27 protein-coding genes and 1 pseudogene are annotated in these 26,476 nt (G+C 60.3%); 9 read left to right on the plus strand and 19 right to left on the minus strand.

All coding sequences use genetic code 11. The features are described 5' to 3' along the window. Nucleotides 1–4: 4 nt before the first annotated feature. The 3 genes from ASG68_RS28710 to ASG68_RS28720 are packed head-to-tail and all read right to left on the minus strand — an operon-like array spanning nt 5 to nt 2,643. Nucleotides 5–1,384 (minus strand): ATP-binding protein, encoded by a 1,380-nt coding sequence (locus tag ASG68_RS28710; protein WP_062602497.1) that lies wholly within the window; start codon nt 1,382–1,384, stop codon nt 5–7. 23 nt (nt 1,385–1,407) lie between these two features. Then, a complete protein-coding gene (locus tag ASG68_RS28715; RefSeq protein ID WP_062577020.1) occupies nt 1,408–2,109 on the minus strand; it encodes a response regulator in 702 nt (233 codons plus the stop codon). Nucleotides 2,110–2,157: 48 nt separating this feature from the next. Continuing rightward, on the minus strand, nt 2,158–2,643 hold the full coding sequence (locus ASG68_RS28720; RefSeq protein ID WP_062577022.1) for a MarR family winged helix-turn-helix transcriptional regulator: 486 nt from the start codon (nt 2,641–2,643) through the stop codon (nt 2,158–2,160). Between the two features lie 270 nt (nt 2,644–2,913). Between ASG68_RS28720 and ASG68_RS28725 the strand changes: the two genes are divergently transcribed. After that, a complete protein-coding gene (locus ASG68_RS28725; protein WP_062577024.1) occupies nt 2,914–3,804 on the plus strand; it encodes a branched-chain amino acid aminotransferase in 891 nt (296 codons plus the stop codon). Between the two features lie 65 nt (nt 3,805–3,869). On the opposite strand, the gene ASG68_RS28730 is transcribed toward ASG68_RS28725, so the two are convergent. Further along, a complete protein-coding gene (locus tag ASG68_RS28730; protein ID WP_062577025.1) occupies nt 3,870–4,133 on the minus strand; it encodes a hypothetical protein in 264 nt (87 codons plus the stop codon). Nucleotides 4,134–4,407: 274 nt separating this feature from the next. On the opposite strand from ASG68_RS28730, the gene ASG68_RS31980 reads away from it, so the two are divergent. Next, on the plus strand, nt 4,408–4,572 hold the full coding sequence (locus tag ASG68_RS31980; protein ID WP_164491893.1) for a hypothetical protein: 165 nt from the start codon (nt 4,408–4,410) through the stop codon (nt 4,570–4,572). Nucleotides 4,573–4,695: 123 nt separating this feature from the next. After that, a complete protein-coding gene (locus ASG68_RS28735; protein WP_062577027.1) occupies nt 4,696–5,337 on the plus strand; it encodes an MBL fold metallo-hydrolase in 642 nt (213 codons plus the stop codon). A gap of 92 nt (nt 5,338–5,429) precedes the next feature. On the opposite strand, the gene ASG68_RS28740 is transcribed toward ASG68_RS28735, so the two are convergent. From ASG68_RS28740 to ASG68_RS28765, 6 genes and pseudogenes are all read right to left on the minus strand, one after another. Then, nucleotides 5,430–5,864, minus strand: a complete 435-nt coding sequence (locus tag ASG68_RS28740) for a BA14K family protein (protein ID WP_062577109.1) — start codon at nt 5,862–5,864, stop codon at nt 5,430–5,432. Nucleotides 5,865–6,005: 141 nt separating this feature from the next. Further along, nucleotides 6,006–6,221, minus strand: a complete 216-nt coding sequence (locus ASG68_RS28745; protein WP_037098666.1) for a cold-shock protein — start codon at nt 6,219–6,221, stop codon at nt 6,006–6,008. Nucleotides 6,222–6,740: 519 nt separating this feature from the next. Continuing rightward, nucleotides 6,741–7,637, minus strand: coding sequence for a DMT family transporter (locus ASG68_RS28750; RefSeq protein WP_062577029.1), 897 nt, complete (start codon nt 7,635–7,637; stop codon nt 6,741–6,743). Between the two features lie 136 nt (nt 7,638–7,773). Then, nucleotides 7,774–8,928, minus strand: coding sequence for a PQQ-dependent sugar dehydrogenase (locus tag ASG68_RS28755; protein WP_062577111.1), 1,155 nt, complete (start codon nt 8,926–8,928; stop codon nt 7,774–7,776). A 60-nt stretch (nt 8,929–8,988) separates the two neighbouring features. After that, nucleotides 8,989–9,681, minus strand: a pseudogene (locus ASG68_RS28760) (class GN sortase); the annotation flags it as partial. Next, nucleotides 9,665–12,019, minus strand: coding sequence for a marine proteobacterial sortase target protein (locus ASG68_RS28765; RefSeq protein ID WP_082478142.1), 2,355 nt, complete (start codon nt 12,017–12,019; stop codon nt 9,665–9,667). The gene ASG68_RS28765 and the pseudogene ASG68_RS28760, both read right to left, overlap by 17 nt. A gap of 460 nt (nt 12,020–12,479) precedes the next feature. On the opposite strand from ASG68_RS28765, the gene ASG68_RS28770 reads away from it, so the two are divergent. After that, nucleotides 12,480–13,682, plus strand: a complete 1,203-nt coding sequence (locus ASG68_RS28770) for a pyridoxal phosphate-dependent aminotransferase (RefSeq protein ID WP_062577115.1) — start codon at nt 12,480–12,482, stop codon at nt 13,680–13,682. 185 nt (nt 13,683–13,867) lie between these two features. Here the strand turns inward: ASG68_RS28770 and ASG68_RS31695 are convergent, their stop codons facing one another. Further along, nucleotides 13,868–14,299, minus strand: coding sequence for a hypothetical protein (locus ASG68_RS31695; protein ID WP_156384928.1), 432 nt, complete (start codon nt 14,297–14,299; stop codon nt 13,868–13,870). Nucleotides 14,300–14,437: 138 nt separating this feature from the next. Beyond that, entirely contained in the window at nt 14,438–14,728 is a 291-nt protein-coding gene (locus ASG68_RS28785; protein ID WP_062577037.1) for a GIY-YIG nuclease family protein, read from the minus strand. Between the two features lie 399 nt (nt 14,729–15,127). Here ASG68_RS28785 and ASG68_RS28790 point away from each other — a divergent pair, with 399 nt between their 5' ends. Continuing rightward, nucleotides 15,128–16,321, plus strand: coding sequence for an MFS transporter (locus tag ASG68_RS28790; protein WP_062577039.1), 1,194 nt, complete (start codon nt 15,128–15,130; stop codon nt 16,319–16,321). Here the strand turns inward: ASG68_RS28790 and ASG68_RS28795 are convergent. Beyond that, nucleotides 16,306–17,199, minus strand: a complete 894-nt coding sequence (locus ASG68_RS28795) for a LysR family transcriptional regulator (RefSeq protein ID WP_062577040.1) — start codon at nt 17,197–17,199, stop codon at nt 16,306–16,308. The two genes, ASG68_RS28790 and ASG68_RS28795, sit on opposite strands and share 16 nt — an antisense overlap. 89 nt (nt 17,200–17,288) lie before the next feature. Between ASG68_RS28795 and ASG68_RS28800 the strand changes: the two genes are divergently transcribed. Continuing rightward, nucleotides 17,289–18,323 (plus strand): NAD-dependent epimerase/dehydratase family protein, encoded by a 1,035-nt coding sequence (locus tag ASG68_RS28800; protein ID WP_062577042.1) that lies wholly within the window; start codon nt 17,289–17,291, stop codon nt 18,321–18,323. After that, nucleotides 18,320–18,712, plus strand: coding sequence for a DUF6220 domain-containing protein (locus tag ASG68_RS28805; protein WP_062577045.1), 393 nt, complete (start codon nt 18,320–18,322; stop codon nt 18,710–18,712). The genes ASG68_RS28800 and ASG68_RS28805 overlap by 4 nt, the downstream gene beginning before the upstream one ends. Here the strand turns inward: ASG68_RS28805 and ASG68_RS28810 are convergent. Together ASG68_RS28810 and ASG68_RS28815 are read right to left on the minus strand one after the other, a co-directional pair. Next, nucleotides 18,702–19,631 (minus strand): lytic transglycosylase domain-containing protein, encoded by a 930-nt coding sequence (locus ASG68_RS28810; RefSeq protein WP_082478140.1) that lies wholly within the window; start codon nt 19,629–19,631, stop codon nt 18,702–18,704. The genes ASG68_RS28805 and ASG68_RS28810 overlap by 11 nt on opposite strands. 72 nt (nt 19,632–19,703) lie before the next feature. After that, complete coding sequence (locus ASG68_RS28815) at nt 19,704–20,213, minus strand: GNAT family N-acetyltransferase (RefSeq protein ID WP_062577047.1); 510 nt, start codon at nt 20,211–20,213, stop codon at nt 19,704–19,706. Nucleotides 20,214–20,392: 179 nt separating this feature from the next. Between ASG68_RS28815 and ASG68_RS28820 the strand changes: the two genes are divergently transcribed. Continuing rightward, the gene (locus ASG68_RS28820) at nt 20,393–20,788 is read left to right on the plus strand and encodes a hypothetical protein (protein WP_156373718.1); all 396 of its coding nucleotides are present in this window, start codon (nt 20,393–20,395) and stop codon (nt 20,786–20,788) included. Between the two features lie 156 nt (nt 20,789–20,944). Here the strand turns inward: ASG68_RS28820 and ASG68_RS28825 are convergent, their stop codons facing one another. The 4 genes from ASG68_RS28825 to trxB all read right to left on the minus strand — a co-directional run bounded on the left by ASG68_RS28825 (nt 20,945) and on the right by trxB (nt 25,049). Beyond that, the gene (locus tag ASG68_RS28825) at nt 20,945–22,069 is read right to left on the minus strand and encodes an alkene reductase (RefSeq protein WP_062577050.1); all 1,125 of its coding nucleotides are present in this window, start codon (nt 22,067–22,069) and stop codon (nt 20,945–20,947) included. 61 nt (nt 22,070–22,130) lie between these two features. Continuing rightward, entirely contained in the window at nt 22,131–22,424 is a 294-nt protein-coding gene (locus tag ASG68_RS28830; protein ID WP_062577052.1) for an ArsR/SmtB family transcription factor, read from the minus strand. 640 nt (nt 22,425–23,064) lie between these two features. Continuing rightward, on the minus strand, nt 23,065–23,961 hold the full coding sequence (locus ASG68_RS28835) for a LysR family transcriptional regulator VtlR (RefSeq protein WP_062577119.1): 897 nt from the start codon (nt 23,959–23,961) through the stop codon (nt 23,065–23,067). Between the two features lie 113 nt (nt 23,962–24,074). Then, entirely contained in the window at nt 24,075–25,049 is a 975-nt protein-coding gene (gene trxB / locus ASG68_RS28840; RefSeq protein WP_062577053.1) for a thioredoxin-disulfide reductase, read from the minus strand. A 340-nt stretch (nt 25,050–25,389) separates the two neighbouring features. Between trxB and ASG68_RS28845 the strand changes: the two genes are divergently transcribed. Next, complete coding sequence (locus ASG68_RS28845) at nt 25,390–26,391, plus strand: glycosyltransferase family 2 protein (protein WP_164491894.1); 1,002 nt, start codon at nt 25,390–25,392, stop codon at nt 26,389–26,391. The last annotated feature ends 85 nt before the right edge of the window (nt 26,392–26,476 follow it).

The following is a 26,476-nucleotide window of genomic DNA, read 5'->3' on the forward strand; positions in this document are numbered from 1 at the left end:
TTGATCAAGCCGGCACCCGCACCACGGCCCTCAATCCCCCCATCGGACTATCCGACAGCGTGACATTGCCGCCATGGCTGCGGGCGATGTCGCGGGCGATGGCGAGGCCGAGGCCGGTGCCGGAACTGTCGAGATTGCGGGCCTCGTCGAGCCGGAAGAAGGGCTTGAAGACGTCATCGCGGGATCGTTCGGGAATACCGGGGCCGTCGTCATCGACGGTGATGGTCAGCCATTTCGTGCTGTGTTTGGCGTCGATATGCACGGTATTGGCATATCGATAGGCATTGGAGGCGAGGTTCGCCACAAGCCGGGTGAAGGCATTGGGCCGCACGCGGATGTTGTCGTCGCCTTCGATGGAGGTCGTCAGTGCCTTGCCATGCAGTTCCGCCTCCAGCGTCAGCCGGTTCATGAGGTCCTGCAGCCTCAACTGACCGACATCTTCCTCCGCCTCGCCGCGTGCAAAGGCCAGATAGCCTTCCAGCATGCTCTGCATGTCCTCAACATCCTGGTTGAGATTGTCGAGGTCGGCGTTGTCGCCGGCGATGGCCAGTTGCAGCTTGAAGCGGGTGAGGATGGTGCGCAGGTCATGGCTGACGCCGGTCAGCATGGCGGTGCGCTGTTCGATCTGGCGCTCGATGCGTTCGCGCATCTGGATGAAGGCCAGGCCGGCGCGGCGGATTTCATCGGCGCCGCGGGGCGAGAAATCGTCGATCTTCTGCCCTTTGCCGAAACTTTCGGCCGCCTTGGCCAGCGCCAGAATCGGGCGGATTTGCCCGCGCAGAAACAGGATGGCAATGGTCAGCAACACCAGCGAAGCGCCGACCATCCAGACGATGAAGATATGGGTATTGGACGCATAGGCCTGGCTGCGGCGGGCATAGACCCGGAGGATCCGCTGGTCGTCCAGCTTGATGCGGACTTCGACCAGATCGGAATTGCCGACCGTGTCGATCCAGAAGGGTTTGTTGATGCGATCGGAAATCTCCTCGCTCAGGATCTGGTCGAGGATCTCGAAAAATGGTTTCGGCCGAGGCGCCGGCAGTTCGCCATCGGGCTCGATGGAGATGTTCAGGTTCAATCGCTCGCGGGCAATGCGGATGATATCGGCATAGTCACCGTTCGGTGTAGCATCAATGAGGTCGATGACCGCTGCGATCTCGCCGGATACGGCAGCCGACAGCCTCTGGGTCACGAGCTGCCAGTGACGCTCCATGAAGATGAAGGCGACGATCGATTGCAGCAGCACCATCGGGATGATGACGATCAGCAGCGAGCGCGCATAAAGCCCCATCGGCAACTGCCGGCGCAGCCAGCGGGAGATGCGCCTCCACGAGCTGTCCCCTGCCGGCGTCCGGTAGCGTCGCAGGATGTCAAAGCTCGCCATGGCCGTCCGCTCGGATCATTGCCTCAATCCACGCTCAGCCGATAGCCGATGCCGCGGACAGTCTGGAGCCAGACGGGGTTCGACGGATCGTCCTCGATCTTGCGCCGCAATCGGTTGATCTGGACATCGATCGTGCGCTCGCCGACCTCCGCCTCGTCGCTCACCAGTTCGTGGCGGGGTATGGTCTCGCCGGCGCGCTGCGAGAACAGCATCATGATTTCCTGCTCGCGGTCGGTCAGCCGGATGTGGTCGGCGCCGCGCCGCAACTCCCTGCGCACGACAGAAAAGGTGAAGGGGCCAAAGATCACTTGCTCGACCTTCGGTGCCTTGGCGGGCGCGTTGCGTCGCAGGATATTGTTGATGCGCAGCACCAGTTCGCGCGGATCGAACGGCTTCGGCAGGTAGTCGTCGGCGCCGGCCTCGAGGCCTTCGATGCGCGCATTCGATTCCGCCAGCGCCGTCAGCATGATCACCGGCACGCTCTTGATCTTGCGCAGGCTCTGGGTCAGCGAAATGCCGGTCTCGCCGGGCATCATCACATCGACGATCAGAAGGTCGTAGTCGATCCCTTCGAGCTTGCGGCGCGCTTCATCTGCATCGGCGGCGGTGGTGACACGGAAGCCCTTTTCCATGAGGTAGCGGTTGAGCAGATCGCGGATACGCCGGTCGTCATCCACCACCAGCAGATGGGCCGCGTCGTCCTCGATCCTGATCGTCTTGTTCATCTGTCGTATGCCCTGTTGTCTCGCGCGACTGCCTTGCCCACTGATCGGTCAGCTGTCGTCGGCGGTCTTCATGCCGGCGAGGAAACGCTTGATCGTCTCGCGTGCCCCTGGACCGGTCTTGGCCAAGGCTTCCGCTATGCGCCGCGACTGTGGCTCTGCCAAGGCCCGCGCCAGCGTCTTGCCTTCCTTTGTCGTGTAGAGCTTACGCTGGCGGCGATCCTCGGGACCGGCAACCTGATGGATATAGCCGGAATCGATCAGCTGTTTGAGAACACGCGCGAGGCTTTGCTTTGTGATGCGAAGCGTTTCCAGAAGGTCGGCGACGGTCATGCCCGGTTCGCGGTCGACGAAATGCAGCACGCGATGATGTGCCCGTCCGAAGCCGCGCTTTTCGAGAATCACATCCGGATCGGAAGTGAAGTCCCGATAGGCGAAAAAGAACAGTTCGATGATTTCGAAATCGACTGCATTCGCCTTGTCTGCTTCGGCAGGAGCGGTCGCCGTTTCGGCTTTTGTATTGGGCTGGCCTGCCACGCAGTCATTTCCTTTCAATCGAAACGCACTTTCAGTAACAATCGGAAAAATAAGTCAGCTTTATTGACATATTTTTCCGTCCTTGGTAAGTCTCCTGCCGCAGAGGGCGAAGTACCGACGCTGGTTTATCGATCAAGATAGGCCGTGCCGCTCTGATCGCCAATCCAAAATCACCGAAATGGATTTCCCTCGCCACAGTTTGCCGATAAAACTGAAACAGGGAAGACAATCAACACAAAGAATGGCGTATAGGCGCCCGAGGACAAGACGATGGCAGCAGTTCCTTTTGATCAGTTGGACGGACAGATCTGGTTCAACGGTGAATTTGTTGACTGGAAGGATGCCAAGATCCATGTGCTGACCCACGGCCTGCACTATGCCAGCGCCGTCTTCGAAGGCGAGCGCGCCTATGGCGGCCGGGTCTTCAAGCTGACCGAGCACAATCAGCGCCTGCACAAGTCGGCCGAAATCCTCGGCTTCAAGGTTCCCTATTCGGTCGAGGAACTCGATGCAGCCACGGTCGAGCTTCTGAAGCGTCAGGGCTTTTCCGAAGCCTATGTCCGTCCGATCGCCTGGCGGGGCAGCGAGTCGATGGGCGTATCGGCCCAGAACAACCGCATCAACGTCGCCATCGCCATCTGGCAGTGGGGCAGCTACTTCAATCCGGCTGAAAAGCTGAAGGGCATCCGCCTCGACATCGCCGAATATCGCCGCCCCGACCCGAAGACCGCACCTTGCGCATCCAAGGCCGCCGGCCTCTACATGATCTGCACCATCTCCAAGCACGCCGCCGAAGCCAAGGGTTATGCGGATGCGATGATGCTCGATTATCGCGGTCAGGTTGCCGAGGCGACCGGCGCCAACATCTTCTTCGTCAAGGACGGCGTCATCCACACGCCGGTTCCGGATTGCTTCCTCAACGGCATCACCCGCCAGACGGTGATCGAGCTTGCCAAGCGCCGCGGTTATCAGGTCATCGAGCGCGCCATCATGCCGGAAGAGCTGTCACAGTTCTCCGAATGCTTCCTGACAGGCTCCGCCGCCGAAGTGACGCCGGTTTCCGAGATCGGCCCGTACCGCTTTACGCCGGCAACGATCAGCGAGACGCTGATGAACGACTACATGAAGGAAGTCTACCCGGTGGCTGCTGCCGCCGAGTGATCGGATTTTCGATTGAATGTTGAAAAAGGCGACCATCTGGTCGCCTTTTTTCATTTCCGATCCAGCTATTTCTTGCCGAGAACAAGGCCCGCAAGGCCAGTGAGAGCGCCGCCGCCGATGGCTGCGCCGATCGCCTGGGTGACCAGTCCGGTGGCAGCTGCCTCACCGCCAAGCATCTGGATCAGAAAGCCGCCGCCGAGGCCGCCGATGGCGCCGACGATCGTGCGCACGATAACACTGACCGCCTGTTGCTTGAGTACCGCCCCAGCCGCGTTGCCACCTGCGGCGCCTGCGATCAATTGCGTGATGATAGGTAATAACGCTTCCATTGTTCTCTCCCCGTTTCACTTGATTCGAGCCGGTTCCCGGCTTGGCTCGATCGCCGTCACCCGGCCCGCACAGGGTGATGCGAAATCGGAAACGAGTCAATTTCACAATTTTTGATAGAGGTTTTTATTTCTTCGCCTCTGGATGAGGGGCGCCCATTCGGTGTTCCATTCGGAACTGAAATATCGGGCGGAATGCAAAATACTGGAATCGTTCCACTTTCATGGAACCTTTGAAGAAGCCGGGTGTTTACCCGCCAACAAAAGGAACAGCCCGATGCAACAGACCATGACCCAGGATAATGCCATCACCGCCCGTCAGCTTCGCCCGGTCGTGATTACCGTTGTCGCCGCGAAGCTTGCCGTCTTCGCGCTTCTGATGACGACGATCAACCTGCAGGCACCTATGCCTGTTGCCATCGAAATGGCTGCTGTTCGATAAGCCTGCGTGCGGCGTTTCCGCGTGCCGCTGTCGGGAACTGTTTTGATAACCCGTTGCACTGTTTTCATTGCGCCGCATCCATCCTATATGGTTCGCAACAGTAGTTAGCGAGGCGCAGGCAGCATGTTACAGGCGGGCATTATCCCGGTTACCCATTTCCAGCAGAACTGCACGGTGCTGTTCGACACCGACACGAAGGAAGGCGTCATCGTCGATCCCGGTGGGGATGTCGATGTCATCCTGCAGACAATCAAGGACAATGGCATCACGCTGAAGGCGATTTGGCTGACCCACGGTCACATCGATCACGCCGGTGGCGCCAAGGAACTGAAGGAAGCCTTGAACCTCGAGATCATCGGCCCGCACAAGGACGACAAGCCGTTGTTGGAACGGCTGGAAACCCAGGCCGAGAAATTCGGACTGGCGATGAAGGTGGAGAATGTTCTGCCGGACCGCTGGCTGGAGGAGGGCGATACCGTCTCCTTCGGTGAGCATGTCTTCGAGGTTCTGCATTGCCCCGGCCATGCCCCCGGTCATGTCGTCTATTTCAATCGCGTCCAGGGTTTCGCCCATGTCGGCGATGTGCTGTTTCACGGCTCGATCGGCCGCACCGATCTGCCCGGCGGCAACCATCAGCAGCTTCTCGACTCGATCCGCGACAAGATCCTGCCGCTCGGCGATACCGTCGGCTTCATCTGCGGCCATGGCCCGGGTGGCCAGATCGGCGAGGAACGCCGCACCAATCCTTATCTGCGCGGACTATAAACCCCGCACGACTGTCCCATTCCGGAACAGATCAACAAAAAAGGCATGCGCCGAAGACGCATGCCTTTTCTTTTCGGTAACTATGGATCGACTTAGCCGGCCTGGCAGAAATAGTCGCGGCCGTCATAGCCACGGAACGTGCCGGTCTGGGAATCGAACGAGCGGTAACGCTGCGAGCAATAGCGATACCAGCCGGGCGTCCACGGCTCCAAGGTGCCGTAGCTCTCGACCACGACCGGGCGGGCGCGGCGATAGACCGGACGCGGCTCGTAATATTCGGGCTCCGGATCGATATAGACGCGTTCCTGGTAGCGCGGCTGGCTGGCGATCGCGCCGCCGATGATCAGGCCGCTGGCAAGGCCGAGAGCACCGAGCGCAACGGCATCGCCGTTGTTGTGGTAATGGCCGCCGCCATGATGGCGATAGTTGCGGCGTCCCCAATCCTCGGCCTGTGCCGGGCTGATTGCCGGAATGAGCGTGGCTGCGGTCGCAATCGCAAGAACAGCAGCTTTGATAACCTTGTTCATCATCTTGATCCCGTATGAGGTTCGGACCGTTTCCGTCCGTCATGATGGGAACAGATTAATGTGGCGAAACTGAACGCAGGCTGAATGAAAAACCCGGCAGGATGCCGGGCTTCAACGTGAAAATCTTCCGGTTATGCGGGCTTAGCCCGAAACCTGCAGATTGACCGCCTTCGGGCCCTTGCCGCGACGATCCGGCTCCGTGTCGAAGCTGACCTTCTGGTTTTCGGACAGTCCGTTGAGGCCGGAGGCTTGCACGGCGGAGATATGCACGAATATATCGGCGCCACCATTGTCGGGCTTGATGAAGCCAAAGCCCTTGTCGGTGTTGAAGAATTTAACAATGCCAGTCTCGGCCATGCGTCAGGTCCTTTTTCCTCTGCCCGAAAGCGGCGGGCAGCATTACGATATTTGCCTCAGGGGCGTGCGGCAGGCAGTTCTCGACTAGGAGGAAAGGATCCTGTAATCGCAGCCAGCCACCAAACAACCGTTCACTGCCTGACTGCCCGGACCATGTTGCGGGTCCGGCGCGCGTATTTAAAGGTCTTTCCGTGTTCGCAAATTGCCCGAACACAGTAAGCTTGCTGTGTTTATTTTAAATTGGCAAGCAAAAGTTTTTTAAAGCAAGTGTGCCATTTTGGTTTGTTCAAAAAGCAGCCAACTGCTGAAAAAAATGAGTTTTTGGCAACTGTATTGCAAGCTATTGAAACTATTGCTGTTTGGAGCGGCCTGCTTGTTTTTTGGGCTTTTCCGGGCGCGAGTCGCCGATGGCCGGCGCGGTTTTCTCCCCGACCCGGGCAGTGTCGGTAAATATTAACCTTTTGATAAAACTTGGCGCGCAGTGCCGTTACTGAACGGAACAAGCCCGTTTTCCCACCATCACAAGCCTGCGGCCAGCGCCTTCGGCTTGGTGAGTTCCGGCACGATTTCGACAATCAGCATGGCCGCGAAGATGATCGCGCAGCCGACATAGCCCATGGGCGAGATCGTCTCTCCCAGGAGCAGGACACCGAACAGGGCGGCAAAGAGGGCCTCGCTGGACAGGAAGATGGCCGCCTGTGGAGCCGTCGTATAGCGCTGAGCGACCACCTGGCAGATGAAGCCGACACCGCTCGAGAACAGGCCGGCATAGAGGATTTCGGGAAGGGCATTCTGCACGGCCGCCAAATTCAATGGTTCGAAAACGGCGCCGGCCGCGCAGCCGAGCACGGCGCAAACAGCGAACTGGATCATCGACAAGGTCATCGGGCGGCCGGTGCTGGATGCGAAGATGCCGACAAGAATCATCTGGATCGCCCAGAACATGGCACAGACGATCGTCAGCAGATCGCCGATCGAAAGGCCAGCGACGGCGCCGCCACTCAGCAGGAAAATCCCGAGGAACGCCATCAGGGCACCCGGCCAGATCACCCAATGCGGCTTCTTGCGCAGGAAGAGCACGGTCAGGACGGGCACGAAGACGACATAAAGACCGGTGAGAAAACCGGAATTGGTCACGCTTGTCGTCAGCAGGCCAACCTGTTGTGTCGAGGCTCCGGCAAACAGCGCCAGCCCGATCCAGACGAAATTCCGCAGGCTGGATTTCGGCATTGGCGCAGTTGCCCTGCGATGCTCCCAGAGCGCGAGGGGAGCGGCGACAACGGCCGCTATGGCAAAGCGCAGGCCGACGAACCACATCGGGCCGATCGCATCCATCGCTGTCGATTGCGCCACGAAACCAGCACCCCAGATGGCACCCGAGAAAAGCAGGAAGAGATTGGCCTGGATGCGTGTCACGGTTCATGTCCTGATGGCGAAGGCGAGAAGCCACGCATCGGACGATGTCAGGCATGTTCTGCGCGAAACGGAAATCGGTTCCGATCAGGTAGCAGTTGCATCAAATTTGGGCAAGGTCGCCAAAGACTACGCGGTCTCAGCTCTTCTTCTCCGCAGCCGAGATCCGCAACAGCCTGCCGTCGTCCCCGTCCGTCAACATCAGGATGGAACCATCCGGTGCAACCTTCACATCGCGGATACGACCGAACTCGCCTTCGAACAGGCGCTCCTCGGCGACGACATTGCCGGTCTCATCCCGTTCCAGCCGTGCCAGCAGCTGGTATTTCAACGCGCTGACCAGCAGGTTGCCCTCCCATTCCGGGAACATGGCGCCATGATAGACGTCGATGGCTCCGGGCGCTATCGAAGGATCCCAGTAATAGAGCGGTTGCTCATAGCCTTCTGCTGCTTGCCCGACGCCGATCTCGACGCCGGAATAGTCCTTGCCATAGGTGATGACAGGCCAGCCGTAATTCTTGCCCGGTTGCGGCGCGTTGATCTCGTCGCCGCCGCGCGCGCCGTGCTCCACCGTCAGCAATTCGCCGCTTTTCGGATCGATGACGATACCTTGCGGATTGCGATGTCCCTTCGACCAGATCTCTGGCTTTGCGTCCTTGCCGTTCTTGTAGGGATTGTCGGCAGGGATCGTCCCATCCGCATTGATATGCAGGATAGCGCCGGCATGATCCTGCATGTCCTGCGCGCGATCCCGCTCGCCGCGATCACCAATGCCGAAGAACAGGCTGCCATTCGGCCCGATCGCGATCCGTGAGCCGAAATGCTGGCCCTTGCCGGTCAGTTTGGCCATCCGGAAGAGTTCCTTCGTATCCGTCAGGCTCTTACCATCCGCCGAGAGTACGCCACGCACGATGGCCGTGCCGTAGCCGCCGTCGTCCGCTATAGCCATCGAGAGAAACAATGTCCGGTTGGTGCTGAAACCCGGGTCGAGTGCGACATCGAGAAGCCCGCCCTGTCCGCGCTGCGCGACTTCCGGCACGCCGTTGATCGGCTCGGAGACCCTGCCGTCCCGGATGATGCGCAGATTGCCGGAAATCTCCGTCACGATGAAACTGCCATCCGGCATCACTTCGACGCCCCAGGGGCCGGCAAGACCGGAGGCGATGGTCTCGACCGCGACTTCGGCCTTTTTCGTTGAGAACTCGGCCGTATCGGCAGCCGACATTGCCGGTGCGGTGGAGAGGAAAAGCGCGGTACCTGCCGCGATCGAAAGTCTTTCAAGCATGCTCTTCATCCCCATTGTCCGCAGATCCAGTGTCTGAACTGGGGTTTTCAGCGGCGGGATCAAGGTCGATCAAAAGGAGTTTACCGCCTGTTGAACGGACCGCTCAAGTGCCGAGAGTTTCGGCAGGGGCGCGTCGGTCACAAGCTCCGCATTGACGATATAGCGCAGCGGCCCCTGCGTCGTCGCTTCGAACGGCCAGCAGGTGGCGAGCACCAGGTTGCGGCCCGGCGCGTTGGCGTTGATACCGCTCTTGTCCCAGCGCGCTATGCGGCTGGCGCCGGCGCGGAAGGTAAGGTTCTTTCCGTCCTTGCGGGTGATGACCAGGAGATCGCCTGGCTTCACATCCTTCAGCCAGCGGAAATGCGTGTCGCGATGGGCAGCGATGACGGAGGTTCCCGGTTCGCCCGGGGCCGGCGTGTTGGCGAGCCGCGCTGGACCGAAGGCGAGTGCCTCACCGCTGGCACCCGAGAGCACCACGGCCGTCTGGCCGATGCGGGGCGCGGTGATTTCGGCTTCGGTCGAGAAGTCCGCCCAGGGCCAGGGCTTCACATCGCTCTCGCCGTGAAGCTGTGCTTCGAAACTGCGTTTCAGCAGCACCTGCGACAGTTCGGACTTCGCCTTCATGTAAAAGCCCTTGCCCACCAGCATCAGGCCGGCGAGCGCCACGAGCAGGATACCGGCCAGAACGACCGTCTCCAATGCACTGAGGCGCGCCAGGAAGCCGGCGCGCCCATCGATCGAATGTTTATCGGACACGGTCGCGTGCCTCCATGACCAGGCCGCGCAGCTGCCAGCGCCACAGGCTGAATGTTGTTGCCGCCATCACCGCGAAGGCGAGCAGCATCAGGCCGACCTGGATATAGCGATCCGCCTGCGTCGCGGTCTGCGGCAGGTCGACCTGCGTCCCGGCGTCCGCAATCAGGCTCGCGGCGCGGGCGGTCGGAGCGGCGGCCATGCGGCCGGCAACCAGCATTGCCTGTTCTTCCGTCCGCTGCAGTTCGGCCTTGCGCTGGTCTTCCGGCACGGCCTGCTGCGGCTGTTCGCCGAAGACCTTCTCGAAGTCCCAGCCTTCCGGCAGGTTCAGCGGCAGTCTGGTGTCAGCGACGGGCTCGCCCGCCGGACGGGACGGCGTGACATCGACGGCGACGAGGCTGGTGACGCGGGCGACCAGATGGTTGGCGAGCGCGACCTTCTCGATCTCCTTGTCGAGCCATGCCTTGTCGTTGAACGCATAGGCATTGGCCTCGATGTCCTCGATCTTGCGGCGTGCCCAGAGCTTGGCGATGCCGGTGCCTTCCGAGGCCTTGGCAACGTCCATTTCGATGCGCCAGGGCTGGCTGCCGGTCTTGCCGACGATCTGCAGCTTGCCGGCGGCCGAGGTGCCGTCCAGTTGCGCGGTCAACACTACCGGCTCGCCGCGATAGAGGTCGGGCATCGGGTTCGGCGTGATGTCCTGTGCATTCGCCCCGTCGAAGGTGACGGCGATATCGGTCATGGCCGGATTTTCGAGCTTGTCGAACAGTTCGCCCATGCGTGCCGCGACCTGATCCTCGGACCCGATCAACGTGAAGGTGCCCCGGCCGATTTCCGCGGCCTTGGTCATGAAATGCGTGTTGGGCGCCGAGCCGATGCCGACGGTAAAGACACGCGCATCGCCACGGTTAGAGGAAATTTCCGTAAACAGTTGCTCCTCGTTACCGATCGCGCCATCGGTCAGGAACACGACCTGGCGAAGTGCGCCGTCCGCGACCGGACCCTGTGTGCGCAGCGCTGCTTCCAGCGCCGGCAGCATTTCAGTGCCGCCATCAGCCGTGAGCCCCCGCACAAAGGCAATCGCGTCTTCCCGCTTGTCGGGCGTTGCTGCGACGAGCGAGGGGAAATGCACGCTCATCGTGTCATCGAAACGGATGACGTTGAACCGGTCCTCCGGCCGCAGCTTGGAGATGGCGAGCGCCAGGCTATCGCGGGCCTGCTCGATCGACGGGCCGGCCATAGAGCCTGAATTGTCGATGACAAAGATCACCTCGCGCTTCGCAGGCGCGCCGATCGTTGTGGCATCATCGGTCGGCGGCGTGACGAAGCCAAGCAGATAGGTCTTGCCATCCCTGGTTTCACGGAACAGGCCGGCATGCGGTGTCATGCCGGCAGCGGCCGTCCAGTCGAGTTCGAAATCCTTATCGGCCGGCACGCTGCCGCTCTTCAGCGAAATCCTGCGGGCCATGTCATCGACGGACTGGATATCGGTTTGATGGAAAGGCGAGGTGACAGCGCCGATGGGGAAGCCGGCATTCAGGTTGACGGTCAGCGTTACCGGATTGATCTTGGCGTTCTCGGCAGGATTGAGCACTGGTGCCGTGATCTTGTCGCGGTTCGGAACAGGGTCGTTCACCGCGAAACCGGAATTCGGATCGAGATCGACCGTCTGGACGATCGGATCGGGATTGTAGCGGGGCGCGACGACCATCGGGAAGCGCAGCGAGAACTCGCCGCCCGACTGGTGCACGCTGCTCTGGTATTCGATCTGCACGACGATGGTTTCGCCGGGACCGATATTGGCGACCTGGTTGGTGAAGATGTTGGGGCGCTGCTGTTCCAGAAGCGCAGTCTTCTTGCCCTCTGCCTTGGCCTGCTCGTAAACTTGGCGTGCTTCCTCGCGCGCCTTGATCTGGCCCTCGATGAAGCGATCGCCGATCTGCATCCGCAGCGTATCGACGGCGGAGTTTTGCGGCAGCGGGAAGACATAGGTGCCCTCGACCCAGCCCTTGCTCGGATTCTGGAACCGCTGGGTGACGCGGGTGCGCATGATCGGGCCGTTGACGTCGATGACGACGTCGGTCGCAAGCCTCGGTGCCTCGACGAAACTGCCCGGTTCCTTCGAGGGGAAGAGCAGGGCGCCGGTGCCCATGTCGTTGGGACGGACGTAACCGGCAAAATGCTGCGGCTTGCCTTCGCTCGTCTCGGCGGCGGCATGGGAGAAGATGCCCATGGCAAAGAGCAGGGCCGCCGTCACCGCGATCAGCGCCGCGACCAGCATATATTCGACATGCGGCACAAAGGAGCGGCTCGGTGTTGCGCTCGTATTTTCGGTGTCCAGAAGCATCGCAGACCCCCTCGGTCCAAAAGGATTCGTCTGCGATCAGGAAATGCCCCGAACCCGGCTGCACAAGGACGGAATTGCGGCGGCCCAAGGCATTTGTTGTGACCAAATCAAGGCGTTGCAGAAATACCGCAAAGCGTTTGTTTTTGATGAATAAATCTTACCCGTGAAACGTTGTATGACTTCGCTCTCGGGGCCGTTCCCTGCGCTGACGTTTCTCATGAGCCGGCACACGAAAACGGAGTCATTTCAGCGCCATGCGCCCTATCGCCGACAAAGTGATTCATCCGGATGGCTGATGTCATCCATGAAACATTGTCATGGTCACGCATTTTGCCGGATTTCCGGGCTGTTTGCGCTTGAAACCGGGGCAGTCTTTCGACATACACCTAACCGCTCAGGGAGCCGGCACATCCGCTCCTTCGGCCGCATGCTGTTTCAACCTGATCAGGACAAACATATCATGGCCTTTCTTGCCGACGCCCTTTCCCGTGTAAAGCCATCCGCCACCATCGCCGTTTCCCAGAAAGCCCGGGAACTGAAAGCCAAGGGTCGCGATGTGATCGGGCTTGGCGCCGGTGAACCGGATTTCGATACGCCTGACAATATCAAGAAGGCCGCCATCGACGCGATCAACCGTGGCGAAACGAAGTACACGCCGGTTTCGGGCATTCCGGAACTGCGCGAGGCGATCGCCAAGAAGTTCAAGCGCGAGAACAACCTCGATTACACCGCTGCCCAGACCATCGTCGGCACCGGCGGAAAGCAGATTCTTTTCAACGCCTTCATGGCGACGATCAACCCGGGTGATGAAGTCGTTATTCCGGCACCTTACTGGGTTTCCTATCCGGAAATGGTGTCGATCTGCGGCGGTACGCCGGTCTTCGTCGAGGCGACCCAGGCCAACAACTTCAAGCTGACCGCTGACGATCTCGACAAGGCGATCACGCCGAAGACGAAGTGGTTCATCTTCAACTCGCCGTCCAACCCCTCGGGCGCCGCCTATACCCATGCCGAACTCAAGGCCCTGACGGACGTGCTCCTGAAGCACCCGCATGTCTGGATCCTGACCGACGACATGTACGAGCACCTGACCTATGGCGACTTCAAGTTCGCGACCCCGGTCGAAGTCGAGCCGAAGCTCTATGACCGCACGCTGACCATGAACGGCGTCTCCAAGGCCTATGCGATGACCGGCTGGCGTATCGGCTATGCGGCCGGCCCGCTCGCGCTCATCAAGGCGATGGACATGATCCAGGGCCAGCAGACCTCGGGCGCATGCTCGATCGCCCAGTGGGCCGCCGTCGAGGCGCTCAACGGTACCCAGGACTTCATCCCGGAAAACAAGAAGATCTTCGAAGGCCGCCGCGATCTGGTCGTCTCGATGCTCAACCAGGCCAAGGGCATCGAGTGCCCTTCGCCGGAAGGCGCGTTCTACGTCTATCCGTCCTGCAAGGGCCTGATCGGCAAGACCGCGCCGAGCGGCAAGGTCATCGAGACCGACGAGGACTTCGTCTCCGAACTCCTGGAAGCGGAAGGCGTCGCCGTCGTTCACGGTTCGGCCTTCGGTCTCGGCCCGAACTTCCGCATCTCCTACGCGACCTCGGAAGAGCAGCTTGAGGAAGCCTGCAAGCGCATCCAGCGCTTCTGCGCCGCCTGCAAGTAGGCTTCACGGCTCTTTTCCTGACATTGAAACCCGCCGGCGACGGCGGGTTTTTTGTTGAGTTGTGCGTATCCTTTGCTATGAGCGCGGGTCCCAAATTCTCCCTCATTACCGCCCTTGTGGCGGTAATCCAGCAGCACCGCGTCTGCGGTGCAGAAGACTCCTCTCACGCGACGGACGTCGCGTGGCTAGATTACCGGGACAGGCCCGGTAATGAGGGAGAATGGGGAGCGCTTGAAGGTTACAGTTGGCCTTGGTGCTGGTTGATACTCGGCGAATGGTGCGCTTTTTCGTTGCGTGTATTCTTTTTTGGGGCGCTGGATCGTCAACCCTCCCTCATTACCGCCCTTGTGGCGGTAATCCAGCAGTACCGCGTCTGCGGTGCAGAAGACTCCTTTCACGCGACGGACGTCGCGTGGCTGGATTACCGGGACAAGCCCGGTAATGAGGGAGAATGGGGAGCGCTTGAAGGTTACAGTTGGCCTTGGTGCTGAGTGATACTCGGCGAATGGTGCGCTTTTTCGTTGGGTGTATTCTTTTTTAGGGGACAGGCTCCCAAATCCTCCTTCATTACCGCCCTTGTGGCGGTAATCCAGCAGCACCGCGCCTGCGGTGCGCAAGACTCCCCTCACGCGACGGACGTCGCGTGGCTGGATTACCAGGACAAGCCCGGTAATGAGGGAGAATAGGGAGCGCCTGAAGCTTGCAATTGGCCTTGGTGCCGAGATGATACTCGGCGAATGGCGCGCCGGACTTAGTCACAGCCCGTGCAGATAATGAGAAATATCCTCCCAATCCGGATTCATCTGTTCGATCAGGTTGATCTTCCATTTCCGCGTATACTTCTTGATGCTCTTTTCCCGCTGGATCGCGTCGATCAAAAGATCGTATTCTTCGAACCAGACCAAAGTCTTCACGGCGTATCGCGACGTAAACCCGGGAGTGAGTTCGTTCTGGTGCTCGTAAAGCCGGCCCGGTAGGTCACGCGTCACACCGGTATAGATCGTTCCATTGCGCTGAGACGCGAGAATGTAGACGTAACCCTTCATGCGTGCATCATGACTGGTACACGCGGTTTTTCAAGATGCGTCCTTTGTTTCCCTCATTACCGCCCTTGTGGCGGTAATCCAGCCACGCGACGTCTGTCGCGTGAAAGGGCTTTCTGCACCGCAGACGCGGTGCTGCTGGATTACCGGGACAAGCCCGGTAATGAGGGCGGATTCAGAATGTTCGGCTTCTCGAGCCGTCCGAGCATCCTGTTCTTGGCGCACAGAATTAAGATAAGAAACTGACGCGCTTATCGATCGGGAAAGTCCGCCGGTCTCCTCTTGCCCATCACGCATGTAGCGACATCTAGCACTGCGGCCCTAAAATCGTTGGCGCAAACACGCATCGCGGGTTCCGTCCTCGCGGGTTTCCCGCTAAACGACGGGCCAGAGGAGAATGCCATGACCATTGCGCCGCATCACAGGATCTACACCTGCTTCTTCCTGTTCGCCATTTCGCTGGGCGCGCTTCTGGCCCGCATGCCGGACCTGCAGGTGGCGCTCGGGGTCAACAAGTCGGAGCTGGGGCTGACACTGATCGGCATGGCGATCGGCGCGCTGATTTCGCTCACTTTATCCTCGCCGCTGATCGCGCATCTGGGTGCCCGGACCACCGCCTTCATCACCGTGCTCGGCACGGCGGTGGCCTTTGCGATCGTTCCCTGGCTCGGTGCTGCCCCGGCGGTGTTCTGCGTCCTGTTCTGCGCCGGTCTCTTGGCAGGCGCGCTGGAGATCAATCTCAATGTCGAGATCGACCGCCTGGAGGCACAGCTTGGGCGGGGAATAATGAACCGGGCGCACGGCTTCTGGAGCCTGGGATTCTTCGTCACCGCGCTGATCGCCTCGGTCGTGCGACAGGCGGATATTTCCATGCACGTCCATCTCGGCGTGACACTGGTGCTGGTTATCATCATCGGCATGGTGGCTATTTCGGGCATCCGCCCGGCGCCGGCACGCGCAATTGTGGAAGAGGCGAAGGCGCCGATGTTCGCGCTGCCGACCCTTGGCCTTCTGCCGCTCTGCATTATCGGCCTCGCAGCCTTCCTGGTGGAGGGCGCCGGCATCGACTGGTCGGCGATCTACATGCGCGACGTCTTTGCCGTCGAACCCTTTATCGGCGGTCTCGGCCTGACCCTGTTCACCTTCTTCATGGCGATGGCCCGGCTGTTCGTCGATCCCATCGTCGACCGGTTTGGCGCACGCGCGGTGGCAACGGCGCTGCTGATCTTGTCCGCCATCGGCCTTACGGCCGTCTGGTTGGCGCCGCATCCCTATATTGCCCTGTTCGGCTTTGCACTGATGGGGGGTGGATGCAGCGCAGTCTATCCACTGGCTGTGTCGGCCGCAGCCCAGCGCACCGATCGCCCCGCGCAGGTGAATGTCGCGGCGCTCGGGCAGGTGACCTTCATTGTCTTCTTCCTGGCTCCGCCGTTGCTCGGCTTCGTCGCCGAACATTTCGGCATCCGGATATCCTACCTCGTCTGCCTCCCGCTGATCCTCTACGCGCTGTTTTCCGTCAAGGCCTTGGCTCCGAAACGGCAGGTCGGACCGGTTGTGTCGCCCTCCATGCCGGGAGCGGATCATCTACCGATATAGGCGAGCAGTCCGTCGACCAGCGCATCGAAGGTGACGCGGCAGCGTGGCGTCGTCTTCAGGTTTTCGTGCATGACGACAAAGGTTTCGAGCGGTAGCTCGAACTCCGCCTCGAACAGCCGCACAAGATCGGGATCACGCTTCGCAAGTTTCACCTGGCAGGCGCCAATGCCGAAGCCGGCCCGGATCGCCGCGATCTGAGCCAAGTTGCTGTCGGCCCGGAACGACGGCTGCATCAGATCCATCAGCGGCACGCTCCTGCGCAGGGCGCGAACATAGGCACTTTCCCTGTCGTAACCGATGGTGCGATGAAGCGGCAGTTCTTCCAGCTTTTCAGGCGTGCCGTGTTTGTCGAGGTAACGCCGGTGCGCGTGCAGCCCGATCGGAATGTTGCCGATCCGGCGGACGATCAGGGCATCCTGGGTGGGCGTGATGTTCCGCACCGCGATATCCGCCTCTTGCCGCAGCAGGTCCTCGACACTGTCCGACAGCGAAAGCTCGATGATCAGGTTCGGATGCTCGTCTTTCAGCGCGGCAAGCATGGGTGGGAGCACCTCGACGCCGATCATTTCGCTGGCGCTCACGCGCACCGTGCCCCGCACGCCACCGCCCTGACCGCTTGCAGCCCTCAACAGCGCTGCCGCCTTGGCGGCAAGCTGTTCTGCATGGGGCCTCAGCTCAAGGGCCGCCTCCGTTGGAATAAGCCCTTGCGTGGAGCGGATGAACAACTGGAACCCGATGCTGGTTTCCAGCGCGTCGATGTGCCGCCCGATGGTCGGCTGTGTCAGTCCCAGCTCACGGGCGGCTGCCGACAGCGATCCCTCCTGCATAACAGTCAGGAAGGTGCGGTAAAAATCCCAGCTAGGTTCTGTGTCGCTCATGCATTTGTGTATATCAGATAAAGAATTATCCGCAATTTTGTTTAATCTGATTTCAGGTGATCCTGTCTTCACCAACAAGGAGACAGGACATGACCCCGCAAGGCAATGACACACCCATCGCCCTCGTTCTCGGTGCCACCGGCGGTATCGGCGGCGCGGTCGCCCGCACGCTTCTGGCTCGCGGCTGGACGATCCGCGCACTCAACCGTGATGCCGCCAGGGCATCCGCAATCGCACCGGACTTTGACTGGGTGCAGGGCGACGCGATGAATTCCGCCGATGTCCTCAGCGCCGCCCAGGGCGCCAGCCTGATCGTTCATGCCGTCAATCCGCCCGGCTATCGCAACTGGGGCACGCTGGTCCTGCCGATGCTCGACAACACGATCGCGGCCGCGAAAGCTGTCGGTGCGACCGTCCTGCTGCCGGGCACGATCTACAATTTCGGACCGGACGCGTTTCCGCTGCTGCATGAAACCTCGCCGCAAAACCCGGTTACCTCCAAAGGCGCGATCCGCGTCGCCATGGAACGCCGCCTGCAGACGGCATCGGAAAATGGCGTTCGCACCATCATCGTCCGGGCAGGGGATTTCTTCGGTCCCGGTGCCGCCAACAATTGGTTCTCTCAAGGGCTGGTAACGCCCGGCAAGCCGGTTACCAGCATCACCTATCCGGGGAGGAGGGGTGTCGGCCATCAATGGGCCTATCTGCCTGATATGGCGGAAACCATGGCGCGGCTCGTCGATCGCCGCCAGACGTTGCCACCCTTTGCCGTGTACCACATGCAGGGCTTCTGGGATGACGACGGCACCAAGATGGCGGCCGCGATCCGTCGTGCCAGTGGCAATCCGGCGGTAAAGGTCCAGGCTTTTCCCTGGTGGCTGATGCCGTTCGCAGCTCCCTTCGTGCCGTTCTTCCGTGAACTGCGCGAGATGCGCTATCTCTGGCGTGAGCCGCTTCGCATGCCGAATGACCGGCTCGTCGCCACCATCGGCGCGGAACCCTGGACGCCGATCGATGTGGCCGTGACGGCGACGCTGGCGGACCTCGGATGCCTGCCGAAGGCCGAGACCCGGAAACCGCGCCGGATTTCGAAGGCATGCGCTGACGCAGAGGTGGCGGCATGACGATGGTCCGCTCTCCCGGCGCAACGCCGTCCTATTTCAAGGCTCTGGTCATCAGCGTGCCATTGTTGATCGGCTGCCAGCTGTTCTTCGTCGGCTTCGCCGTCTTTGCCGACGGCGTCGCCTGGGATTGGCATCGCGCACTTGGCGGTGGTATCGGCGCCGTCATTCTCGCTGTTCTCTTGGCCACGTGGCTGCAGCCTTCGTTAAGGGCGTATCGCGCCGCCGCAGCCGTGCTACTCGTCCTCTACAGTTTCCAGTTCGTCTGGCTGGGCTTGGGTGCGGTTTTCGAAAGCGGCGCGGTTCGGGCGCTGCACGCCGCCAATGCCATGCTCCTGACGGCGGTCAGCGTGCTGATCGCCCGGCGCACGGTCGGACGGTTCAGTTCTTGAAGACGATGCAGGCGCCGCCGGTCTTGCGGACTTCCCTGCACACCGCATCCGCCTCGACCCGTGTCTGACGGGCGATGCGGGCGGTGTAGCGCAGCCGGCTGCCGAAGGCACGGTTGCGCTCGCGCTGGATCAGCGGTTTTTCCGCGTTGAAAGGGGCGGGCATGCGGGCGACGGTGTTGAGGAACAGACGTTGTGCCACGGATTTCTGGAAATGCGCGGATAGTTGCGCACCCCACGGCGCCCAGGGACCTTCCTCGGCAAAGACGATCTCTTTCATGTTCCGTGTCTCGGCCAGCGCCGTGCAGGCGTCATGAAACGGTTTTGTCTCATCCAGCGGCATTGCCGGTTTGTCCGGTGGATTGTCCTTCCAGTCCTCCACCGGATGCGCGGTGATCGCCATCACATAGGCCCGCGTCTCGAAAGGCAGGCTGCCATTGCGCAGGAAACCTTCCAGTCCAGCCTCGCCGGCATTGTAGGCCGCCGCCGCCAGACCGAGATTGCCGAACCGGTCCCGCAGGTCATCCAGATATTCGGCGGACTTGCCAAGCGCCTGCAACGGATCGAAACTGTCGGCGAGACCCCGCATTCTGGCCGTCGAGGGCATGAACTGCGCGATGCCTTCGGCTCCCTTGGGGCTGATCGCATCCGGCCGGAACAGGCTTTCCTTCCAGATCAGCCGCGCAAAGAAGTCGACGGGCAAAGCATTTCGGCTGGCGAAGTGCGCGAGCGCCGTGCAGATATCGCGGTTGTAGCTCTGCACGCGGATGCACAGGCCGCCATTTTCGGGCGCGGTGGAAAACAGGCAGGGCGGTGCTCGCCATTCCGGCTGCGCCTGCGCCGCTGTCGGTGCGCCAAGCCCGGCCGCGATCGCCCCGATCACTGTGGCCGCCGCGCTCAGTCTGGTCTTTCCATGGATCATGGCATCATCACCGCCGGCGCTCGCGCGCCCCGGTTTCTGATAGCATCAATTCCGAAGAGGTGAAACGAGGGCTTAGACCGGATCGGAGCCGGGCAGGATCAATTGCATGAAGGTGAGGTTCAGCCAGCGTCCGAACTTGGTGCCGACTTCCTTCATTTGCCCGGTGATCTCGAAGCCAAGCGTCTGATGCAGCCGGATGGAGGCCGCATTGTTGGCCTCGATACCCGCCACCATCACATGCTTGCCGCAGGCCGCGGCCCGCTCGATCAGCGCCTGCATCAGGATCCGGCCGATACCGCCACCACGCTGGTTCTTCTCGACATAGACGGAATGCTCGACCGTGTGCCGGTAGCCGTCGAAGGCACGCCAGTCGCCGAAGGAGGCATAACCGGCAATCACGCCCTCATCGGTGACAGCGACAATGATTGGATAGCCCTGCCGCTGACGATCGGCGAACCATTTCGTGCGGTTTTCGAGATCGACCTGCGTGTCGTTCCAGATCGCCGTCGTGTTGGCGACGGCATCGTTATAGATATCGCGGATGGCGGGCAGGTCAGTCTCTTCGGCGTCGCGCAGATGCATCGGGGTCTCCATAAGGTCGCCGAAGCTCTAGGCCGTGATGCCGCCGATGTACAGCGTGTGAGTTAATCATTGCGGCCCGACTTGTGGATCTCAACGTGCGGATTCAGATATTGGTTGCAATCTGTCCGCTCGGTTGCTTAGCGTCTGAATGCGTGTTGCGGAAAGCGGGAGTGTCTTTGTTGGGTTGGAAATTGTTCGCCGGCTTTAATATCTTCCTTGGAGCCATTGCGTTTGCGTACTTGGTTAGTGGTTATGAAGTCATTACGTCCTGGAGCGTGACCTCGCATGCAATGTCGTTTCTGGGGACAGTGCTTCTCGTGCTTTATGCGTTTGGCGGCAGGGCCTTCTCACTACAAGTCCGCAAGACAATGACGGCGCTTTTCCTGGTATATGCCGTGGCCGAAGCCTCATATCTCTTGTGGCATGTCTTTCAAGCTCATGTGTTCCCTACGAAAACTCATACGCCGCTTGCCGCATTGTTGACCTTGATCCTTGCCTCTTCACTAAGCTATTTTACGTTGATTGCTGCTTGGAGATATAGTCAAGGCCACGTCATCGGTACAACGAAGAAGTAACAGTCCAGCGCCTCTGCCCATTTTCGTAGCTGCGATTTCAGTGCTCCTAAGAGTCAGTGTCTGCTGGGAATTATTTGTAGCGAAAAAGGCGGTGAGCCACTGTCGTTGACACCCGCCCACGTGGGGGCGGGTGTGGCATCATTTGATTAAGTTCGCTCAGGCGACCTTCTGCTCCAGCACCGGATAGTCGGTGTAGCCCTTCGCGCCGCCGCCGTAGAAGGTGGACTGATCGGGCGTGTTGAGGGGGGCATTGTCCTTGAGGCGCTGCACCAGGTCCGGATTGGCGATGAAGGGCTTGCCGAAGGCGACAAGGTCAGTCTTGCCCTGTTCGACGGACTGGATGGCCAGGTCGCGGTCGTAGCCGTTGTTGGTCATCCAGGCCGCTTCGCCGCCGGCTTTTTCATAGGCCTGGCACAGGGCCTTGTAGTCGAACGGCTTGTCGCCCTGCTGGAAATCGCGCGGGCCGCCCGTGGCGCCTTCGATGATGTGGATATAGGCAAGCTTGTACTTGGCCAGGCCCTCGACGACGTAGGTGAACAGGGCCTGCGCATCCGGGTCGGACGAGTCATTGGCGGGCGTCACCGGTGAAATGCGGATGCCGGTGCGGCCTTCGCCGATTTCCCTGGTGATCACGTCGACCACCTCGAACAGAAAACGGGCACGGTTCTCGATCGGGCCGCCATATTCATCGGTGCGGACATTGGAGCCCGACCGCAGGAACTGGTCGATCAGGTAGCCGTTGGCAGCATGGATCTCGACGCCATCAAAACCGGCATCAACAGCCGCACGGGCGGCCTTGCGGTAGTCTTCGAGGATGCCGGGGATTTCCGACAGTTCGAGCGCACGCGGCTCCGAGGTTTCGGCGAAGGTGCCGGTGCCGTCGGGGTTGATCAGGTAGGTCTTCGACTTTGCCTGGATGGCGGAGGCCGAAACCGGCTTGCCGCCGTTCGGCTGCAGCGAGGTGTGCGAGATACGACCGACATGCCACATCTGCACGACGATCTTGCCGCCGGCCTTGTGGACGGCGCTGGTCACCTGTTTCCAGCCGTCGAGCGCTTCCTGGGTATAAAGGCCGGGAACGTCGGCATAGCCTTGGCCCTGATGGGTGATGGCGGTCGCTTCGGTGATCAGCAGGCCGGCGGAGGCGCGCTGCTCGTAATAGGTGACGTTGAGATTGTTCGGCACGGCGCCCGGGGAGCGGTTGCGGGTCAGCGGCGCCATGACGATGCGGTTGGCAAGTTCGATGTCGCCGATCTTGATGGGGTCGAAGAGGGAAGTCATGGGAAGTCCTTTTCGTTGCGGGTTCTTGATCATGCTTGGGAGGCATAATGGGCGGGGCGGTTCAAAGCGTGGTGCCGATGTCCTTCAGGAACGCCTGGATGGTGTCCTCGTTCCGTTTGTAGAAGATCCACTGGCCGACACGTTTGGTGGTGACGAGATCGGCGCGCTGCAGCGTCGACAGATGCGCCGAGACGGTCGATTGGGACAGGCCGCAGCGCTCGAACTGGCTGGCGCAGACGCCCATGTCGAGCGGGTGATGCTGCTCGGAGAAGTGAACCTCCGGCTCCTTCATCCAGCCCAGCATTTCCAGCCGCTTGGGGTGCGCCAATGCCTTGAGAATTTCGTCCTTGTCCATGTCGATCGGCTCTGTATCGTTAAATTCCGATATGGAGATATGTAAATCGAGAATTTCCGATATTCAAGTCACGAACCCGTGAAATAAGCGCGGCGGTGGATTTTGGGCAAAAAAAGAGGGCCTCTGGAGTCCAGGGCCCTGCTAGGTGTGAAGGTCAAAGCCTCCAGAGGGGAACAGCTGCTGCGGCGGCACTGGGAGGAGAAGGACCGCCATGCGCATCAGCTGTAACTGATATGGGGCGTGGTGCGCCGGTTTCAATGATATCCGTCACAAAAACTTTGCAACTTTAGCGATGTATCTGAATCCAAGGCAAAAAAAGAGGGCCACAAGAAAAACTTGGGCCCTTTATAGTTATGAAGGTATTTAAACCTCCAGAGGGGAACAGCTGCTGCGGTGGCACTGGGAGGAAAAAAGCCACCAAGATGCATCAGCTGCAGTCGATATGCTGGTTTTTTGGGCGCGCCGCAATCATTTAATATGCATGACAGCCATGTGTTCAGTGCACCCCTGCGCAAATTTCAGGCGATTTCAATTCGTTATCGTCCCCAGGAATCTGCGGGTTTGGAAAAAGAACAGTTAAAACAGCAGTTTGTCTAGGAGAAATATAGAGAACGTTTTTTGTGCAGGTGCGAAGGGCGCGTTAGAAGTTCCAGTTGCGTGCCTTTGCGACGATGAAATCGCGGAAGACTTTCAGCTTGGCGGCGTTCTTCATCTCGTCCGGATAGCAGAAATATGTGTCGAACGACGGAATGTCGGCGCCGATCGGAAGTTGAATCAGGCCTGGATCGCGACCGACGATGTAGTCGGGCATCATGGCAATGCCGATCCCGAGCAGGCAGGCGCGCTTGATCGACGTCTGGCTGTTGATCTGCAGATGTGAGGCGCGCGGATTGTCCGAGTCGCGGCCGGCAATCTCGAGCCAGTTGACGTCGAGCAGGTAGTTCGGCGCCGGTTCGCCGAAGGTGATGATGCGATGGTTGTCGAGATCCTCGATCGACTGAGGCTCTCCATACTTGTTGATGTAGGAGGGGGCTGCATAGACATGCATGTGCACGGTGAACAGCTTGCGCTGGATCAGATCGGATTGCTGCGGCTGACGCAGCCGGATGGCGCAATCGGCATGGCGCATGTTGACGTCCAGTTCCTCGTTGTCGAGGATCAGCTGGACCTGCATGTCGGGATAGAGCGACAGGAATTCCTGGACCTTGTCCGTCAGCCAGCCCTGGCCGAGACCGACGGTCGTGGTGATGCGCAGCTTGCCGGAAGGCTTGTCGGTGTTTTCTGTCAGCTGGACCTTGACACTTTCCAGCTTCATCAGGACTTCATGCGCGGTCCGATAGAGGATTTCGCCCTGTTCGGTGAGAATCAGGCCGCGCGCGTGGCGGTGAAACAGCTTGATGCCGACGTCCTGCTCGAGCGAAGACACCTGACGGCTGATGGCCGACTGGGAAAGATGCAGCTTGTCTGCCGCGTGAGTGAACGATCCTGCTTCCGCCGCCGCGTGGAAAATGCGCAGTTTGTCCCAGTCTAACGGCATGCCGCCCCCCATAGCTGTCCGTGGCGGAAAACGGCCTCGTTGTTCCCCGCCATAGAGCTGATTGCTGTTCCCACTCAGGAGCGGCCTTTGACCGCTCCGATTATTCGCGGCTTCTATTCGGCCGCAATTGCGACAGGCATATGGCCCGCCAGATATTTTTCCGCTTCGAGCGCGGCCATGCAGCCCATGCCGGCCGCGGTGATCGCCTGACGGTAGATGTCGTCGGTCACGTCGCCGGCTGCATAGACGCCGGGCACATCCGTGGCGGTCGAATCGGGAGCCGTCCAGAGATAGCCGTTGGCTTTCAGGCGCAGCTTGTCCTTGAACAATTCGACAGCCGGCGCATGACCGATTGCCACGAACACGCCGTCAATCGGCATGTCCTGCGTCGCACCGGTCTTGGTGTTGCGCAGCTTCACGCCGCTGACCGAAGCAGGCATCGGCGGTTTCGCCGGCGTGCCGGTATATTCGGTGACCTCGTGGTCCCAGATGATGTTGACGTTTTCCTTGGCGAACAGGCGTTCCTGCAGGATCTTCTCAGCGCGGAAATGATCACGGCGGTGCACTACCGTCACGGTCTTGGCGAGGTTCGACAGGTAAAGCGCTTCCTCGACCGCCGAATTGCCGCCGCCAACCACGATGACGTTCTTGTTGCGATAGAAGAAGCCGTCGCAGGTGGCGCAGGCCGAAACGCCGAAGCCCTGGAAGGTTGCTTCGCTCTCGATGCCCAGCCACTTCGCCTTGGCGCCGGTCGCGATGATCACGACGTCGGCGGTCCAGTCGGTGCCGCTATCGGTCTTGAGCTTGAAAGGACGCACCGACAGGTCGACATCGGTCACGAGGTCGTTGACGATCTCGGCGCCGACATGCTGCGCCTGCTTGAGCATCTGCTCCATCATCCACGGACCCTGAACCGGATCGGCATAGCCCGGATAGTTTTCGACGTCGGTGGTGATCATTAGCTGGCCGCCCTGTTCCATGCCGGCGATCAGCACCGGCTGCAGCATGGCGCGCGCCGAATAGATCGCGGCGGTGTAGCCGGCCGGGCCGGAGCCGATGATGAGAACTTTTGTATGTCGGGCAGTCATCGCTTTGGTCCTTCGATCGCCAGAACGGTATAGCATCGTTCGGCTTCGTCCAATGGTGAGAATTTGACCTCTAGTTTAGGGATTTCAGCGGTCCTGTTTCAAGGGCGCGGCGGTTGATACACACAGATGTGTTGCTCAAACGCCCGGTCGGATCGAGGTTTTTGTGCATGAATGCCGCCGATGCTCTCGTTTTTCCATCTCAATACGTGTTACCGACAGGAATTGATCACACGTGCCCGGCAGGGCAGAACTGGCGCTAGGCAGGGCAGAACTCGCAGTGAACACGCGGCAATCCTCATATCCGTTCCCAAAGGACGGAGCCTTCGACTACAAGCGCTCGCTGTTTCACCGGTTCCAGACCTGGCTGGACAGCCGCCGTGTCGCTGCGCGCCGTAAAAGCAAGACAGAGACCGTCCCGCTCTCGCCCTTGTCGCCCGCCAGCTTCCGGCCGCTCGTGGCAAATGATATCCCACTTCTGTTTCTGGCGCATAACGATCTGAAGTTCATGCGGTCGTTGCTGGCGCATTACCGGGCGCTCGGCGTCACCCGCTTCATCTGCGTCGACGACCAGTCCGACGACGGGACGCGCGAATTTCTCTGTGCACAGCCGGACGTCGATGTCTGGACGTCCTCGGTGCGCTATGGCGAGGCCCGTCGTGGCAAGCTGTGGCGCGAGGCGTTGTTTGCCCGTTATGGCAAGAACCGCTGGTATCTCAATATCGATGCCGACGAATACCTCGTGTATGACCGCTGCTTCGAAAAGCCGCTGCCGGACCTGATCGCGCGGCTCGAAAGCCTCGGCCAGCGCCGCTTTGCCGCGCCGATGATCGACATGTATCCCGGCGGTGCCGTCAGCGCCTTCGCCTTCGACGGTTCGACCGATACCATGCCCTGGCAGGTTGCCGACTGCGTCGATGGCAGCGGCTACGTCATCGAGAAGAACAAGCGCTTCCTCAGCCTTGCCGGCGGACCCCGGCGTCGCAAATTTTCGGCGGAAGCCGAGATGATGAAATATCCGCTGATGTATTGGGATGACGAATGCAGCTTCGGCATCAGCATCCACCAGCCGCTGCCGTTCGACCGCAATTTCGCACCGATCGCCGGCGTGCTGCTGCATTTCAAGTTCTTCGCCGATTATCACGAGAAGACGCAGGCCGCCGTGGCCGACAAGCAGTATTTCGGTGGGGCGCGAGAATATCAGCGCATCCTCGACACGGTCGCCGCCAGCGGCGATCTGGATTTCGTCTATGACGGCACGTTGAAATATGCGTCGCCCGAGCAACTCGTCGAGCGCGGTTTCATGCAGTCCATCTGGTCGGTCGGATATGGCGGAAAAACTTAGAGACAGCAGGCATTTGAATAGAAGCCGCCTGGGTCCTTTTAAGGTGCGGGCAAACAAAAGAATAAAGCCCGCAAAAGGCGGGTAG

It is taken from the genome of Rhizobium sp. Leaf453 (assembly GCF_001425605.1).
Classification (GTDB): Bacteria; Pseudomonadota; Alphaproteobacteria; order Rhizobiales; family Rhizobiaceae; genus Pararhizobium.

Coding starts and splice junctions, on each gene's coding strand:
- ASG68_RS28830 (WP_062577052.1), bottom strand. CDS start 22,424: ATGGACAAGGACGAAATTCTCAAGGCATTGGCGCACCCCAAGCGGCTG.
- trxB (WP_062577053.1), bottom strand. CDS start 25,049: ATGACTGCCCGACATACAAAAGTTCTCATCATCGGCTCCGGCCCGGCC.
- ASG68_RS28835 (WP_062577119.1), bottom strand. CDS start 23,961: ATGCCGTTAGACTGGGACAAACTGCGCATTTTCCACGCGGCGGCGGAA.
- ASG68_RS28790 (WP_062577039.1), top strand. CDS start 15,128: ATGACCATTGCGCCGCATCACAGGATCTACACCTGCTTCTTCCTGTTC.
- ASG68_RS28710 (WP_062602497.1), bottom strand. CDS start 1,384: ATGGCGAGCTTTGACATCCTGCGACGCTACCGGACGCCGGCAGGGGAC.
- ASG68_RS28725 (WP_062577024.1), top strand. CDS start 2,914: ATGGCAGCAGTTCCTTTTGATCAGTTGGACGGACAGATCTGGTTCAAC.
- ASG68_RS28795 (WP_062577040.1), bottom strand. CDS start 17,199: ATGAGCGACACAGAACCTAGCTGGGATTTTTACCGCACCTTCCTGACT.
- ASG68_RS28755 (WP_062577111.1), bottom strand. CDS start 8,928: ATGAAGAGCATGCTTGAAAGACTTTCGATCGCGGCAGGTACCGCGCTT.
- ASG68_RS28770 (WP_062577115.1), top strand. CDS start 12,480: ATGGCCTTTCTTGCCGACGCCCTTTCCCGTGTAAAGCCATCCGCCACC.
- ASG68_RS28735 (WP_062577027.1), top strand. CDS start 4,696: ATGTTACAGGCGGGCATTATCCCGGTTACCCATTTCCAGCAGAACTGC.
- ASG68_RS28810 (WP_082478140.1), bottom strand. CDS start 19,631: ATGATCCATGGAAAGACCAGACTGAGCGCGGCGGCCACAGTGATCGGG.
- ASG68_RS28765 (WP_082478142.1), bottom strand. CDS start 12,019: ATGCTTCTGGACACCGAAAATACGAGCGCAACACCGAGCCGCTCCTTT.
- ASG68_RS28825 (WP_062577050.1), bottom strand. CDS start 22,069: ATGACTTCCCTCTTCGACCCCATCAAGATCGGCGACATCGAACTTGCC.
- ASG68_RS28785 (WP_062577037.1), bottom strand. CDS start 14,728: ATGAAGGGTTACGTCTACATTCTCGCGTCTCAGCGCAATGGAACGATC.
- ASG68_RS28805 (WP_062577045.1), top strand. CDS start 18,320: ATGACGATGGTCCGCTCTCCCGGCGCAACGCCGTCCTATTTCAAGGCT.
- ASG68_RS31980 (WP_164491893.1), top strand. CDS start 4,408: ATGCAACAGACCATGACCCAGGATAATGCCATCACCGCCCGTCAGCTT.
- ASG68_RS28740 (WP_062577109.1), bottom strand. CDS start 5,864: ATGAACAAGGTTATCAAAGCTGCTGTTCTTGCGATTGCGACCGCAGCC.
- ASG68_RS28715 (WP_062577020.1), bottom strand. CDS start 2,109: ATGAACAAGACGATCAGGATCGAGGACGACGCGGCCCATCTGCTGGTG.
- ASG68_RS28800 (WP_062577042.1), top strand. CDS start 17,289: ATGACCCCGCAAGGCAATGACACACCCATCGCCCTCGTTCTCGGTGCC.
- ASG68_RS28815 (WP_062577047.1), bottom strand. CDS start 20,213: ATGCATCTGCGCGACGCCGAAGAGACTGACCTGCCCGCCATCCGCGAT.
- ASG68_RS28730 (WP_062577025.1), bottom strand. CDS start 4,133: ATGGAAGCGTTATTACCTATCATCACGCAATTGATCGCAGGCGCCGCA.
- ASG68_RS28745 (WP_037098666.1), bottom strand. CDS start 6,221: ATGGCCGAGACTGGCATTGTTAAATTCTTCAACACCGACAAGGGCTTT.